This is a genomic window from Nocardia sp. NPDC059764 (assembly GCF_042732555.1).
In the GTDB taxonomy this organism is placed as follows: Bacteria; Actinomycetota; Actinomycetes; order Mycobacteriales; family Mycobacteriaceae; genus Nocardia.
Window position 1 is genome coordinate 24,089 of the sequence record NZ_JBHWHH010000059.1, and the last position, 14,768, is coordinate 38,856.

At 70.0% G+C, this 14,768-nt stretch carries 13 protein-coding genes; 5 read left to right on the forward strand and 8 right to left on the reverse strand.

Going from position 1 to position 14,768, the window contains the following annotated elements:
- Positions 1-906 (forward strand): sirohydrochlorin chelatase, encoded by a 906-nt coding sequence (locus ACFV4K_RS15690; protein WP_379275388.1) that lies wholly within the window; start codon positions 1-3, stop codon positions 904-906.
- 149 nt (positions 907-1,055) lie between these two features.
- Here ACFV4K_RS15690 and ACFV4K_RS15695 read toward each other — a convergent pair whose 3' ends face one another.
- Positions 1,056-1,220 carry an AIM24 family protein gene (locus ACFV4K_RS15695; protein WP_379275390.1) on the reverse strand — a complete coding sequence of 55 codons (165 nt, stop codon included), beginning with the start codon at positions 1,218-1,220 and terminating at the stop codon, positions 1,056-1,058.
- A 143-nt stretch (positions 1,221-1,363) separates the two neighbouring features.
- Between ACFV4K_RS15695 and ACFV4K_RS15700 the strand changes: the two genes are divergently transcribed.
- From ACFV4K_RS15700 to ACFV4K_RS15710, 3 genes are all read left to right on the forward strand, one after another.
- Positions 1,364-1,930: a hypothetical protein gene (locus ACFV4K_RS15700; RefSeq protein WP_379275392.1), complete on the forward strand. Its 567-nt coding sequence runs from the start codon at positions 1,364-1,366 to the stop codon at positions 1,928-1,930.
- A 24-nt stretch (positions 1,931-1,954) separates the two neighbouring features.
- On the forward strand, positions 1,955-2,602 hold the full coding sequence (locus tag ACFV4K_RS15705) for an HAD family hydrolase (protein WP_379275394.1): 648 nt from the start codon (positions 1,955-1,957) through the stop codon (positions 2,600-2,602).
- Positions 2,603-2,718: 116 nt separating this feature from the next.
- Complete coding sequence (locus tag ACFV4K_RS15710; protein WP_379275395.1) at positions 2,719-3,477, forward strand: SDR family NAD(P)-dependent oxidoreductase; 759 nt, start codon at positions 2,719-2,721, stop codon at positions 3,475-3,477.
- A 415-nt stretch (positions 3,478-3,892) separates the two neighbouring features.
- On the opposite strand, the gene ACFV4K_RS15715 is transcribed toward ACFV4K_RS15710, so the two are convergent.
- From ACFV4K_RS15715 to ACFV4K_RS15745, 7 genes are all read right to left on the reverse strand, one after another.
- Positions 3,893-6,106 (reverse strand): Hsp70 family protein, encoded by a 2,214-nt coding sequence (locus ACFV4K_RS15715; protein ID WP_379275397.1) that lies wholly within the window; start codon positions 6,104-6,106, stop codon positions 3,893-3,895.
- A gap of 742 nt (positions 6,107-6,848) precedes the next feature.
- Positions 6,849-8,432 (reverse strand): FAD-dependent oxidoreductase, encoded by a 1,584-nt coding sequence (locus tag ACFV4K_RS15720; RefSeq protein WP_379275399.1) that lies wholly within the window; start codon positions 8,430-8,432, stop codon positions 6,849-6,851.
- 14 nt (positions 8,433-8,446) lie between these two features.
- Positions 8,447-9,451 (reverse strand): diiron oxygenase, encoded by a 1,005-nt coding sequence (locus ACFV4K_RS15725; RefSeq protein ID WP_379275400.1) that lies wholly within the window; start codon positions 9,449-9,451, stop codon positions 8,447-8,449.
- Positions 9,452-9,627: 176 nt separating this feature from the next.
- Positions 9,628-10,650, reverse strand: a complete 1,023-nt coding sequence (locus ACFV4K_RS15730; protein ID WP_379275401.1) for an Hsp70 family protein — start codon at positions 10,648-10,650, stop codon at positions 9,628-9,630.
- Between the two features lie 335 nt (positions 10,651-10,985).
- Complete coding sequence (locus ACFV4K_RS15735; protein WP_379275403.1) at positions 10,986-12,797, reverse strand: N-acetylmuramoyl-L-alanine amidase; 1,812 nt, start codon at positions 12,795-12,797, stop codon at positions 10,986-10,988.
- A 279-nt stretch (positions 12,798-13,076) separates the two neighbouring features.
- On the reverse strand, positions 13,077-13,535 hold the full coding sequence (locus ACFV4K_RS15740) for a ubiquinol-cytochrome c reductase iron-sulfur subunit (RefSeq protein ID WP_379275405.1): 459 nt from the start codon (positions 13,533-13,535) through the stop codon (positions 13,077-13,079).
- An 85-nt stretch (positions 13,536-13,620) separates the two neighbouring features.
- Positions 13,621-14,178, reverse strand: a complete 558-nt coding sequence (locus ACFV4K_RS15745) for a sigma-70 family RNA polymerase sigma factor (protein ID WP_379275407.1) — start codon at positions 14,176-14,178, stop codon at positions 13,621-13,623.
- 180 nt (positions 14,179-14,358) lie between these two features.
- On the opposite strand from ACFV4K_RS15745, the gene ACFV4K_RS15750 reads away from it, so the two are divergent.
- Positions 14,359-14,739, forward strand: a complete 381-nt coding sequence (locus ACFV4K_RS15750) for a hypothetical protein (RefSeq protein ID WP_379275409.1) — start codon at positions 14,359-14,361, stop codon at positions 14,737-14,739.
- Positions 14,740-14,768 lie beyond the last annotated feature (29 nt).

A 14,768-nucleotide genomic window follows, 5' to 3' on the forward strand; every position in this document is an offset into this window, starting at 1 on the left:
ATGAATCCGCCCGGCAACGGCGCAGTTCCGGCCGTCTCGCCGGGCGGTTCGGCCTTCCCCGCGACGCTCGGCAGTGTGGCGACCGTGCGGGGCGGGGCGGCCTCCCCGTTCCGCATCGAAGGCGCGCCCGCGCTCATCGCCGTCGCGCACGGTAGCCGCGACCCACGGTCGGCGGCGACCATGCGCGCGGTGGTCGCGCGGATCGCGGAGCAGCGGCCGGATCTCGATGTGCGGCCGGCGTTCCTGGATCTGAGCACGCCGTCGGTGGACCAGGTCATCGACGCCGTTGCCGCCGATGGGCATTCGCACGCCGTGGTGGTGCCGTTGCTGCTGGGCAACGCGTTCCACGCGCGAGTGGATCTGCCCGGGATGCTGGACGCCGCGCGCGACCGGCATCCACAGCTGCGACTGACCCAGGCCGAGGTGCTCGGTCCCGATCCGCATCTGATCATCGCGCTGCGCGATCGCATCGCCGCGGCCATGGCCGCGGGCACCGACTTCCGGCCCGCCGCCGTCAGCGAGGCCTCGACCGGGTGGCTGCGCCGGACGGCCGGTCCGCGCTGGGGCATCGCCGTCGCCGCCGTGGGTTCGACGTCCGCGGTCGCCAACACCCGCACCGGCGACGTGGCGCGGCTGCTCACCGCCATGACCGGGTGGGACACCGAAATCTGTTTCGCCACCACGCAACCCACGGTCGACAGGGCCTTCGCCCGGCTGCGGTCGCGCGGGGCCGAACGCATCCTGGTCGCGCCCTGGTTCCTGGCCCCGGGCCTGCTGACCGACCGTCTGCGCGACGCGCTGCCGCTGGTCCGGCACGCCGAGACGATCGGCGCGCACCCGCTGCTGGCCGAGGTGGCGCTGGACCGCTACTCCACCGCCGCGCTGCCGCTCGAACTCACCGCCTGACCGGATCCGATGCCGTACACCGTCAGTCGACGGTGACGCGGTCCCACGTGTTTCCGCGGTCGCGGAGGCAGGTACAGGACGTCCACGCCATCCGGTGCCTCCCCGACACAGCACCTTGCCCCACGACTTCACTCGAACCTGCGCTCTGCTCAACGGGACTGGTTTCCGGGTTCGGGGAACGGCAGGTACGGGATGAGGGAGTGGGCGAGGTTGGCGATGGTCAGCGATTGCAGCCAGACCCGTCCGGGCCCGGTGAGCGCGGCGAGGAACAGCCCGTCGCCACCGAAGAGCACATTGCGGACACCCTTCATCATGTGGCGTCCATCAGGGTTCCCCTCCCGTGTGCACAACTCACCCCAGTGTGCCCGACGCCGATCGGGGTGTGATCGTTGTCGACTTGCCATCACGCCGACGGAATCAGTAAATTAGGCTTTCCTTACCTAACAGAAGGCTTGACATGCTCCAGATCAGCGGCGCCCGGCAGCACACCGGGACGGCAGGCATCCCGCAGGATTCCTGGGGTATCACGGCCGCGTACGCGCTGCTGGCCACCGGCGCGCTGACCGCCGCCCTCTGGATCGCCGCCCACGTCACCGCGAGCCCGGCCATCCACCACGGCGGCGTGTTCGTCCACCTCGCCTCGCTGGTGGTGGGATTCGGCGGCGTCCTCACCGCCGACTCGTTCGTACTGCGGTGGGCCGCGGGCCGTCTCGACCTCGCGTCGGCGCTGCGCGCGGTGAGCCGTCTGCACTTCCCCATCTGGCTGGGCCTGGCCGGACTGGTGGCCAGCGGCTGCGTGCTGGAACCCGACCTCTCCTCCACCATGACCCGCACCAAGCTGGTACTGGTCCTGGCGCTGACGCTCAATGGGATTCAGGCCTACTCGCTCAATCGCCGGCTCACCGCGCGCGGCGACGCTCCCCTGACCCCGCGGCTGCTGGCGTGGGGCGCGGCCACCGGGATCGCGTCGCAGGTCTGCTGGTGGGGCGCGACCGCCATCGGCTTCCTCAACGCCCAGCGCTGAACGCCCGCCCGATACGCTGGGCGAATGATCAAGGCTGCGGTATTCGATGTGGGCGAGACGCTGATCGACGAGACGCGCATCTGGTGTCGCTGGGCCGACCGGCTCAGCGTGCCCCGCTTCGCGTTCCTGGGCGTCATCGGCGGCATGGCGGCCACCGGACGACCGGTCACCGACGTCTTCGGATACTTCGCACCGGGCCTGGACCTCGAAGCCGAGCAGCGCGCCTGGGCCGCCGAGGAACCCGGCAGCCTGCGCAACAACTTCGACGCCGACGACCTCTACCCGGACGTGCACCGCGCGCTGCGCGAACTGCAACGGCGCGGGATCACCGTGATCATCGCGGGAAACCAGCCGCCGCAGGCGAAGTCGGCGCTCGAGCGCATGGACCTGCCGGTGGACGCGGTCTACACCTCGGCCGAATGGGATCTGGAGAAGCCGGATCCCAAGTTCTTCACCAAGGTCGCGGAGGTGGCGGGCGTCGAGGCCGACGAGATCTGCTACGTCGGCGACCGCGTCGACAACGATGTGCTGCCGGTGCTGGCGGCGGGCATGCGGCCGGTGCTGATCCGCCGCGGGCCCTGGGGATATCTGACCGCCGAGCTGCCGGACGCGGCCCGGGCGACGGTCATCGACAGCCTCGACGAGCTGCCCGACCTACTCGCGCCCGCCTGATCTCCCAATACATGATGCATCAAGTGTGACGGCCGTTTTCCGCCAGCGGCCGGTCTCCGCGCGGCGTTGACTATGACACGTCAACGAAATCCGCTCTACCGCAAGGAGACGCAGTCATGACCCGGTTCGAATCCAAGGTCGTCCTGATCACCGGCGCCACCTCGGGAGTCGGCGCGGCCGTGGCCCGGCGGATCGCCGCCGAGGGCGGGGCCGTCGTGCTCGGCGCGCGCGGCAAGGAAGCCGGCGACCGCATGGCCGGGGAGATCCGCGCCGCGGGCGGACGGGCGCTGTTCGTCCCCACCGACGTGACCGTCGAAGCCGACGTGGAACGGCTCACCGCCGCGGCGATCACCGAATTCGGCCGCCTGGACGGGGCTTTCAACAACGCGGGCGCGGTCAACGCCTTCGGCCCGGTCCAGGACATCGAGGAGGCGGGCTGGCGCGCCGACCTCGAACTGAACCTGACCGCCGTCTATTACGGCCTGCGCCACCAGGTTCCGGCGCTCGCGGCCACCGGCGGGGGCGCGATCCTCAACAACGCCTCCAACCTGGGTGTGGTCGGCATGGCGCAGGTCGCGCCGTACGTGGCCGCCAAACACGGTGTGGTGGGGCTGACCCGCGCCGTCGCCCTGGAAGGGGCGGAACGGTCCATCCGGGTGAATGCCCTGGTCTCGGGCGCGGTCGACACCCCCGCCTTCCGGAACTCCATGGGCGCCACCCCCGAAGGCGAGGGCGCCATCGCCGCCCTGCACCCGCTGGGCCGCATCGCCCGCCCCGACGAGATCGCCGCCTTCTGCGCCTATCTCCTCAGCGACGAGGCGTCGTTCATCACCGGCGCGGCGCTCGCCGTCGACGGCGGCTTCACCGCCCGCTGACCCGGCGCATACGCGACAGGCCCACCACCGCGCTCCGGGCACTGGAACGCGGGGTGGGCCGGTCACTCTGGTGTCAGGGCCGCGGAGCCCGCAGCTCCCCGCACCCCTGACACCGGTCCACGAGAGGGATTCCCCCTCACTCGACGGGACGAGGCGGGGCGGGCTGGTCGGTCCCGCCGCCGCCTGCGTCACCGTGGGAAGCCGGCGGATGGTGGGACGCCACCGCCCGAGCTCCCCCGCCACCCTCACCGGCGCGCGGGACAACGCGCCTGGTGAGAGCCAGACCGAAAGCCAACGCCGCCAACGACAGCGATCCCGCGCGCCGCGCCGGACTCCCGGGCCCGAGGCCCGCGACCGATCCGTCGCCCGCGCCGAGCCCTGCCCGAGTGGGCGGGAAGCGCACTGCCGCAAGGGGTCAGTGTTTGCCACCGCCACCACCACCCTTGCCGCCGCCACCGGCCCCACCGCCGCCGCCCATCCCGCCACCGGCTCCACCGCCCATGCCGCCGCCGTGGGTGCCGCCGGTGGAAGAACCGCCCACGCCGCCCTTGGACGCGCCGCCCTGGGACCCGCCACCGGTCGCGCCGCCCTGGGAGCCGCCGGGAGATGCTGTGCCGCCGCCGGTTCCAGCGCCGCCATTGGCCCCACCGGGCTTCGAACCGCCCTGGTTGGAACCGCCGGGGCTGGAACCGCCCGCATTGGAACCACCGGGGTTCGACCCACCAGGGTTGGAGCCACCCGGATTCGAGCCACCAGGGTTGGACCCACCGGGGTTGGAACCACCTGGGTTCGAGCCGCCCACGTTGGAACCACCAGGGTTGGAACCGCCCGGATTCGAGCCACCGGGATTGGAGCCGCCGCCGTTGGAACCGGGTGACGCGCCGCCGGTGTTGGCACCGGCGGGGTCGCCAGTCGCGCCGCCCCCTGCCGAGGTGCCGCCGCCCGGAGTCGAGGCACCGCCGCCGGAAGTCGTACCACCCGTGGTGGTTCCGTCGGCGCCGCCGGGGGTCGAGGCGCCGGGGGTTCCGGTGCCGCCACCGGTTCCGCCTGTCGCGCCGCCGGGAGTCGTGCCGCCGGGCTGGCCCGAACCCGGCTGGCCCGCACCGGGATCGCTCGCGCCGGGCTGACCGCTGCCGGGTTGACCCGCACCCGGCTGACCGCTGCCGGGTTGACCCGCACCGGGCTGGCCACTGCCCGGTTGACCCGCGCCGGGCTGGGTTCCGCCGGGTTGTGTCGTGCCCGGCTGCGTCGTCCCGGGCTGACCGGTGCCCGGTTGGGTTGCGCCAGGGGTGGTTCCGCCGGGCAGGGTGGCGGAGGGGGTGCCGGGGACGCTGACCTTGGGGGTCTGGCCGATGTAGCCGCCGATGGTCCAGCCCGCGAGGACGGGGTTCTGGAACGGGAGCGGGTTGGTGAACTGGGCCGGGTTCGCGTAGGTGACAGCCGGATTGGCCAGCGTCAGGGCGCGGGTCTCGCAGTGGCTGCCGCCGCCCGTGGTGTCGACGGGACGGCCGTTGTACCAGGTGGAGGTGACCGTCGGGGTCTGCGGCGCGTAGCTGCGCACGGCGGCCACGGTGGTGACGGCGTGGGAGCGGGTGCCCGCGGGGGCGGTGACGTCGTCGAGGACCATGACGTCCCCGCCGCCGAGGGCCGAGGTCCCGGCGGGCGGGTCGGTGGGTTCGGGGGCGGCCTGCAGTCCGGGCGGCCCGGCGACGGGCCCGCCGAGCACGGTGGCGGCGGACATGGCGAGCGCGGAAGCGACTGCCGCGCCGGAGATCACGGCGGCGCGAGGGGCGTAGCGCCCGATGGCGGAGCCGGTATCGACGCTGCGAAAGGCGGCGATGGCCGCGCCGACGGCGGCGGTGTGCGCGGGATCGGGCGACATGACGACCGGGCGGCCCAGATCGGCCAGCACGCGTGCCACTTCGGGGGGCCGGGCCGCGCCGCCGACCAGCAGCACCCGGTCGATCTCCTCCATGTGCAGCCCGGCCCGGTGCACGACGGACCGGACCAGGCGTAGCGAATTGCGAATATGCCAGCTGCGCAGCCGGTTCGTGTCGGAAGCGGGCACCACGGCCGAGACCGGCTGGGTCGCGCCGGGCGCGATGCTGCGCGCGTACTTGGCCAGCAGCGCGCCCAGCGGCCGACCGCCGAAGTCGTACGAGCGTTCGGCGCGGCCGAGGATGCCGCGCTCCTCCACCTCGGCTTCGGTGCGCACCACGGCCAGGTCGAGGCTGTTGCCGCCGAGGTCGTAGACCAGGGTGATCCCGTTCTCGGAGAGGCCGTATTCCTCGTCGAGCCATTCGACGGCGGCGACCGGTTCGGGCATGAGGGTGACGTCCGCCGCGCCGGACCAGTCCAGCGCCCGCCGAATACGGGTGACGAGTTTGTCCGAATAGCAAGCGGGATACGTGGTTACGGCGGGCGCTTCGGGCGCATGGGATTCGATCAGCCCGTTCACCACCGCCGCGATGAGGTCCGCGGGCGACCAGATGCGTCCGCCGATGACCACCGGGTCGGGATCGGCCGTGAGGTCCGCGAAGTCGGTGACCACCGGCGCGAACCGGGGAAGCCCTCCGATCTGCGGGCCGCCGGCGCTGTCGAAGGTGACAGCGGTCCGACGAACCCGCACGGCTGGTCGGTTCCTTTCACCGGCCGTGGTGGCCCATACAGAGTTCACTGTGCCGATGCTCATGCCAAAGCCAACTGTCATTGCTATCCCGTCAACGCACCGAGACCACGGCCCGTCAGGCGTACCAACCATGTGGTCGCGGTCGTTTTCCAAACAGCGCGTTCAGGTTAGCTGTCGTTTGCGGGCATTGAATATCGAATCGGGAGAAAAGATTTCGCGTCCAGTAGCGAAGTTGGCGAATCTACTGGTCAGGCAACCGCCGTAGCAAGATCGAATCTGACTTCCCCGTAAAGGCAACCGAACAGTCCTTAGCTATGGCTACACCCCAGCGAACATTAAATTCATACCGACCGGTAGGCGAGTAGTGTCCGAAAAACAAAACCGCATCGTCAGTACGAACGGGCGGATTACCGATCACTGGTCGATAGCTGTCCCGGAATACCCCACTCGGGCCGCCGTACCGTCCGTGATTCGCGGCGAAATCTTCTCTACTACTGGAGATGTCGCTGCGAGCAAACGCGGTATTACAACTCGCACAACACCATCGGTACAGCCGACTCGACGGCCTCGGCCGGCGTTCGCACAGACCCCCGAGATTCGCAGCCGCGGCGACGCCGGATACGTTGCCCGGCACAAAAAGTCGCGGCGGCCCGCCCGGCGGAACCCGGACATGACGAAGGCCGCCGCACGCACAGGGGTTGCGCGCGGCGGCCTTCCGAAGGACGACGCCGACAGGGGTGGGTCAGCGACGCACCATCAGGGACAGCTTGCGCCGGGGCCGGTTGACCGCGCCGCCACGGATGGCGTGCGGCTGCCGCTCACCGACGAGCCGGTCGAAATCGCCCGCGCTGCGGGCGGGCCGGGTCAGCCGCCCGGCATTGAAGTCGTCCACCAGCTGGCGGACCGTCTGCTGCGCGCAGGACTTGTTGGTCCCGATGAACCCGGTCGGGCCGCGCTTGATCCAGCCGGTCACGTACGCGCCGGACACCACCGCGCCGCCGGATTCCTCGAGCACCCGTCCGTCCAGATTCGGGATGATCCCGGCCCGCTCGTCGAACGGCACGCCCGGCAGCGCCACACCGCGGTAGCCCACCGAGGTCAGCACCAGTCCGGCGTCGAGGGTCTCGACGTCCTCGGTCGGAACCGCGTGCACCGCACCGTTGTCGCCGGTGACGAGCTCGTTGCGCACCACCTCGACCCCGGTCACCCGGTCCACGCCCGCGATGGTCACCGGTGCCGACAGGTACCGGAACACGATCCGCTTGCGTTCGCCCACGGGCCGATCGGCCAAGCCGTGCAGCAGCTTCAGCTTGTGCTCGACCTTCTGCGACATGCCCTCGACGATCGGCGGCAGCTCGCCCTCGACCACGATGTCGACATCGGCGCCCAGCAGGCCCACGAATTCCGGCACGGTGAAGGCGGATTCGGCCGGACCGCGCCGCCCGAGGATCACGACCTCTTCGATATTGCTGCGCCGCAGCGCGTTCAGCGCCCGCTGCGACACGTCGGTGCCGGCCAGCAGCTCCGGATCGGTGGTCAGGATGCGCGCCACGTCCAGCGCCACATTGCCGTTGCCCACGATCACCGCGCGCCGCGCCGACAGGTCGAAGAACCGGCCCGCCTGGTCGGGGTGGCCGTTGTACCAGGCCACGAAGTCGGTGGCGGAGGTGCTGCCGGGCAGCCCCTCACCCGGTATCCCGAGCTTGCGGTCCGAGGACGCGCCGACGGCGTAGATCACCGCGTGGTGGTGCGCCAGCAGTTCGTCGTGCGAAACGTGCTCGCCCACATTGACGTTCAGGTACGAGCCGAAGCCGGGCTGCGCGGAGATCACGTCGAACAGCTCGCCGACCTGGCGGGTCTTGGTGTGGTCGGGCGCGACGCCGAAGCGGGCCAGACCGTAGGGCGTGGTCACCTTGTCGAACACGGTCACCGACACGCCGGGCTGGGTGAGCAGCTCGTCGGCGGCGTACATGGCCGACGGGCCCGAGCCGATCACAGCCACCCGCAACGGTTCCCGGCCGGGCTTGACCTCGGCCGCGGGAATCGGCATGGCCAGCAGCGGTCGCGGCCGCTCCTGCCGGTAGAAGTCGGCGTTGATCTCGATGAACGGCAGCTGCTCTTCGGTCAGCTTCTTCGACGAGGTGATGGCGTCCACCGGGCAGGCGGTCGCGCACGCCCCGCAGTCCACACAGGCCTGCGGGTCGACGTAGAGCATTTCCGCGGTCAGGAAGTCCGGCTCGTCGGGAGTCGGATGGATGCAGTTGACCGGGCAGGCGTAGACGCACGAGGCGTCGCTGCAACAGGATTGAGTGACAACGTACGGCACTGTACGTCCCCTTCCTACGCGACCTTGCCGGAGCGGATGGGCTCCGAGCGGTAGCGCGACGCCGGGCCGGAGATGCCGAGCAGCTTCCAGACCCGCTTGGAGATCGGGTTCATCAGACCGATCTCGTCGGCGAGGGCGCGCACATCGATGAAGTAGTCGGCGAAGACCTGCTTGGCCTCCTCGGAGCCGTAGAACAGCTCCTTGCGGACCTTCTCCGGGATGTCGAACTCCTGGAAGAACTTCTTCGGCGGGGTCGCGATGGACCGGCCCAGGATGAACATGATGACGGGCATGGCGATCGAGAGGATGAAGCGCTCGGCCGCGTTGCGCTCCGGCACGTGGTGCTTGAGGAACTCATGCGCGAAGGAGATGTGGCGGGCTTCCTCGGCGACGTGGATGCTCATCACGCCGCGCATGATCGGGTGGACTTCCTCGCCCGAGCGCAGGATCTGCTTCTGGATGTGGTCGATCGGCTCCTCGCCGGCGAGCACGGCCATGAAGAACAGGTTAGGGAAGGCGACCGCGACGGGCACGCCGAGCAGGCGCAGCTGGCGGACGAGCGGGCCCATGCCCGGGACGTCCACGCCGATGCGGTTCACCATCTCCTGGAACATCAGGGTGTGGTTGAGTTCCTCGGCCATCTCGTGGGTGCAGTAGCGGAATTCCGCGTCACCGTTGGGCAGCGAGAAGGTGTGGTTGACCATGCCGCTGATCAGGATGGACTCGAACTGCAGGCCGACCTTGGCGATATTGGCCTGGCGGTACTTGCCGACCGCGATCTGCTGCTCCACCGTCAGCGACTGGTACCAGTCGTGGCGGCCCAGCGGGTCCGCGGACTCCGGCAGGATCCAGCGCTCGGGGCGGGCGTTGGAATCGAAGTCCGGGTTGTCCCAGTCGATGTCCTCGTAGGGGTCGAAGTGCTTGTTCACCGACCCTTCCGAGAGCAGCAGCAGCTTGTTGGCGTACTCCTGAGCTTCGGCAACCACGGGGTCGTCAAGGGGGGTCGTGGTCGGAGACATCGTCGTCACCTCTCCAGTCAGTGGCGTTATGTGTACCCAATAGTTACACCAAACTGGAGGGGCGTCAACAACAGTTCGCAAGATGCTTGCACGAGTTAGCAGTGCTGCACACACGGTTCTCGGGCAAACCCGCGAGTAGCAGGACAAATGATCACTTCAGAGGGCCGGAGACCCCGTCAGAGCGCGGCCACCCGCGTGATACGCCGGAAGAGTCCGGTCAGCGAATGAGGCCGGTGGCTCGCCGACTCCTGGGCCAGGAGCGCTTGCCGGGCCGCGATGGCCGCGCCGTCGGCGATGGTCCGTTCCGGGTCCGCGGAGACCACCACGGGACGCGCCAGCTCCTTGGCCAGCACCTGCGCCACCTCGGGCGGCCGCGCGGCCCCGCCGACCACCAGGATCCGATCCACATCGGCCATGGTGACATCCGCGATCCGCAGGCACGTGTAGACCAGGGCAAGCGACCGGCGAATATGGTCGGCGCGCAGTTCCCCGGAGTCCGCGTCCGACAGCCCGCGCGGTACCACCGGCGAGCCCGCCGTGCGCCGCAGCGTGCGCGCCACCATGTCGCCGAAGGCCCGGCCGCCGTAGTCCGCCGAGTGCAGCGGCATGCCGACGACCGGATTGCTGGGCGCGCCCATGCCCACGCGCAGCAGCGTGACGTCCAACCCGGCCCCGCCGAGATCGTAGACCAGCGCCAATCCCGGTGTGAGCGGCCCGCGTTCGGCGGCCAGCCAGGACGCGGCCGCGATCGGCTCGGCCACCAGGGTGGCCCGGTCCAGGCCCACGCCGTCCAGCGCGGTGCGCAGATCGGCGATCAGAGTGGCGGAGTAACCGGCCGGATGGGTCACCGCGATACCGGTCTCCCCGTGGTCCAGCGCCCCCGCCTGGGGTTTGCCCAGCACCTCCGCGACCACGCTGTAAGCCACGGTGGCCACCAGATCCGCGGCCGAGAGCGCCCGGTGCCCGACCCGCGCCATCGGCGCGCCGCGCTGGCCGAGATCGGCGAAATCGGTGATGACGCGACCGTGCCGAGGGATGCGCCCGACGCGCGCGGCCCCGGAACTGTCGAAGGTGAGGGTGGTGCGCCAGGTGGCCGGAGGAATGCCTCGACGGCCGGGTGGCAGCTTTCCGGTTCGATCGGCCGCCGTGGAGCAGACCGTATTGACCGTGCCGATACTCAAACCCACACCGAACGCCATCATCCACCTCGATCGACGAGTCCATCGGGCCGAGCGTTCGCACCGGCCGTCGAACTCGACCCGAATTCATGCAACTCCTGCGCCGGATGCTTGCCAACCACCGGACACGCGATTGTCCGCACGTGCGCCGCTGACCGTCGACAGCCGTGTTGTCCAGCAGGTGACCGCGAAAACCCGCCGCGCACAGTCCGATCGCGAGATGTTTGCCCGAACTCCCCCATTCGGCGGAAAAGCAACAGCCGGGGCCATCCGGTACGACCCGTCCATGCACCGACGAGAATCGCCCCCGCACCGGAGAATCCGGAGCGAGGGCGATTCCGCGTCGTTCTGTTCGACTACTTGGCGGTCGAGCCGAACAGCGTATTGCTGAGCACCGAGACCACGCTGTAGGCCAGGTTGATCAGGTCCGCACCCAGACCCGAGTCACCGGTGAGCATCTTGGCCAGCGGGCCGAAGAACTTCACGGCCATCTGCACCAGTGAGCTCAAGCCACCCGCGCCCAGGCTGTCGGTCTTGGAGTTCTTATCGGTCCCGGGAGCCTGCGCGCCCGGGGTCGACTGCGTCCCGAGGCCGCCCGGTGCCGCCGAATTCCCCTGACCGCCAGGGGTGCTCGGCGATTGCCGCACCGGTGCGCGCAGATCCGCGATCGCCCGCACCGCCGGGATGGCGGGCTTGGCCTGCGCGGCCGGCGGCTGAGTTCCGTTCTGCGGCTGAGTGGTTCCCGGCTGCGGCACGGTCCGCTGGATGCCCGGCTGCGGCGGGGTCTGCGCGTGCTGCCAATTGTTCAGGAACTGGTCGGCGAGCTGCTGGATGACCTGGAGCCCGTCCTCGAGCACCGCCGCACCCGGCTGCTGCGCCGGATTCTGTTGCGCCGGACCGGTACCCGGTGTCCCGGGGTTCTGGGCCGGGAGCGCCGGAGCCTGCCCTGGCTGGGCCTGACTCGTCCCGGGCTGAGCCTGACTGGTTCCGGGCTGAGCCTGACTGGTTCCGGGCTGCGCCGGTGCCGGAGCCGCCGGAGTAGTCGTCGACTGCGGAGCCTGCGCCGGAACGATGATCGCCGGGGACTTCGGGGCGTGCGCCGGAACGACGGCCACCGGAGCCTGCGGAGCCACCGCCGCGGGCGCTTGCGGTGCAACGGCTTCGGGAGTCGGTTCCGGAACCGCTGCCGGGGCCTGCGGAGCCACGGCCTCGGGCACGACGGCCGGAGCCTGCGGGGCAATGGCTTCAGGAACCGGGACCGCGGCCTGCGGGGCCAACGAGGCCTCGGGAGCCGGACCCTGCGCCGGAAGCTGTTGCGCCGATGGGATTCCCGGCTCGGCCGCCTTCTCCGCCGGCTTGTCGGTGGCTGCGGGCACCGGCACGCCGAGCAGGTAGGAGGCGATCCCGGTGGTGATGGTGACCGCGTGCTTGAGCTGTCCCTCCGGGCTTTCCAGCTGCTGGGCGTCCTCGGCGTTGGCGCCGTTGCCCATTTCGAGGAAGACGTCCGGCACCAGGGTCAGCGCGGGACCCGCGACGTCGGAACGGGTTTGGAGTCCCTCCGCCGCGCCGTTGTAGGTGGCGGCCTGGTACCCGCTCTGCAGGTAGGTGTCGCGCATGGCCTTGCTGGCGGCCAGGCCCGCACCGGACTGCACCTCGTTGACCTTGGCGTCGGGGACCGGCAGCTGCGGCACGATGAGGTGGAAACCCTTGCCGTCGGCGGGCCCGCTGTCGGCATGGATGCTGACGGCGACGTCCGCACCGGAGGCGTTGGCGGCCTTGGCCCGTTCGTCGATGCAGCCGCCCCAGCCGGTGTCGTCCGGACGGCTCATGACCACGTGCGCGCCCAGGCCCTCGAGCGAGGTGCGCACCAGCTGCGCGACGTTCCAGGTGATGGTGTGCTCGGCGATGCCGTGCAGGGTGGTCATGCCGGTGGTCTGGCACGCCTTGGTGCCGCCACGACCGTCACTGACCTGTTTGTTGGTGTCCTCACTGTGATTGGGCCCCTGATGGCCCGGGTCCAGGAAGATGGTCTTCCCGGCCAATTTCTGCGGTAGTTCGGGCAGCGCCGGCGCGGCCAGCGCGGCCACCGGAACTATCCCGGCCACAGTGGTGATGGCCGCCGCGGTGACGGCCGTGCAAATTCCGGACTTGGTGATGCTTCGTTTCATAAGCGGCGGCGCTCGGGCGGAGCGCCCCTCCCTTCCCACTAGTAACACCAGACCCAGCAGTTCACTCTTGCAACACCAGTTACTACCTGGCAAGCGTCGTGACGGAACCGTTACCAGTGGTCAAACGACCGAAATGCCCTGATCCGGAGCACTACCGGGCGCAATGGCAAGCGACCACAGCGCCAACTATCCCCCACCCCGCGTGTCCCGCCCGGACGACGCGCCTGAGCGGTTCGACGCAACCCCTCGGCGTCGAACCGCATGGACGAAAATGGCTGATCAGGCCGTTACGATCTGGTCCCCGTCGACCCGGATGCCCCGGGCGTCCAGCGCCCGCGGCGCGGGCCCGCTCGCGACCGATCCGTCCAGATTGAAGGTGCTCCCGTGGCACGGGCATCGGATCAGGCCGCCGGACACCGAATTCACATTGCAGCCCAGGTGCGTGCAGACCGACGAGAAGCCCAGGAACGACCCCGCGGACGGCTGGGTGATGACGGTGCCGCCGGTGATCAGACCCCCGCCGACCGGCACGTCGGAGGTATTGGCCAGTACGTCCAGTTTCTTCGCGGGCTTGGTATCCGGCCCGTCCGGCTCGGCTCTGGGCGCCGCGGAGGCGGGCCCGTCGGATGTGGTGCCGCAGCCCACCACGGCGAGCGCGGTGGCGGCGACGGCGGTGGTGGCCAGCGCGGTGCGACGGTCGAGGCGGAACCCGCCGGGGCCGGCGGTGGTGTCGGTCATCGGAAACTCCTCGCTCGGGGCCGGACCGATGCGATTCGGCCGCTGCTTGTTCGACGTGTGGGAAGGGTCGGTTGGTTCACCTTTTTCACGCACTGAGCGGTACGCGCCGCAGTGATCGCAGCGCGTAGTGCACCCGGGTCTTCACGGTGCCGACCGGAATGCCCAGGTCGGCGGCCACATCCTGGTAGGCGCGGTCGCACAGGATGACCTGGACGACGGCGTCGCGCTGCGGGGCCGGCAGCTGCGCGAGCAGGTCGGCGACCAGCAGGCCGTCGGTCAGGGCCTCACTGAAGTCGGGCCGGGCGCATCGATTCTCGGCCTGTTCGCCGATCTCGTCCCAGCAGGTGTCGCCGGGGCGCGCGGCCCGGAAACGGGCGATGTCGGTCAGCACATTGCGTTCGATGGTCAGTAGCCAGGTGCGCACGCTGCCCCGGTCGGGGTCATAGCTGGCGCAGGCCCGCCACGCCCGTAGCAGGGTCTCCTGCACGGCGTGTTCGGCCAGACCCGGATCGCCGAGGCGACTCATGGCCCGCCAGTGCAGCAGGCCGCGATCGGCGGCGAGGACTGCCGCCAGTCCGGAGTCGGTACACAGTCGGGCGCAGTGTCCGGCGCATCCGGTCATGACCGGGCGAAGTCTTCCCATGACTGAATATCGCGCTGGAGGCCGAAAGAGCATCGCATGTTTGTGAATTCCCCGAAATCGCCCGATTTCCCGAAAACAGACCGGATTTTCTGATAAACCCCTCCCCGGGAGATGCGGGGATCACCCGACACCGTACGACGGGAACCGTGCGGTGCAGTGAACTGCTCAGGGAGGAACATCGTGCGTGCAGGCGCGCTCGCAGCGACGGGAGCATTCGCTTCCGCGCTGACAATGGCGGCGTCGGGAATTGCGGCGGCCGAACCGGCCACCGATATCACCGTCGACGGCACCTATTTGGTCAATGTGGATATCAAGCCGGGCATCTATATCGGCGACGGGACGATGGATCCGGCCCCCGCGGGCTGCTTCTGGCGGCGGCTATGGAAGGTCCAGACCCCCGAGGACTACCCGGACCCGAACTACTACATCATCGCCAGCGACTTCACCCGGCTGCGGTCGATCACGGTGGAGATCAAGGCGACCGACGTGGCCTTCTCGACGCAGAACTGCGGGGCCTGGCACCCGGCGCCCGCGCGGCCCAACACCGGATCGTTCGGATAATCGGCGCGCGCTCGTGCGGGGTATCGGCT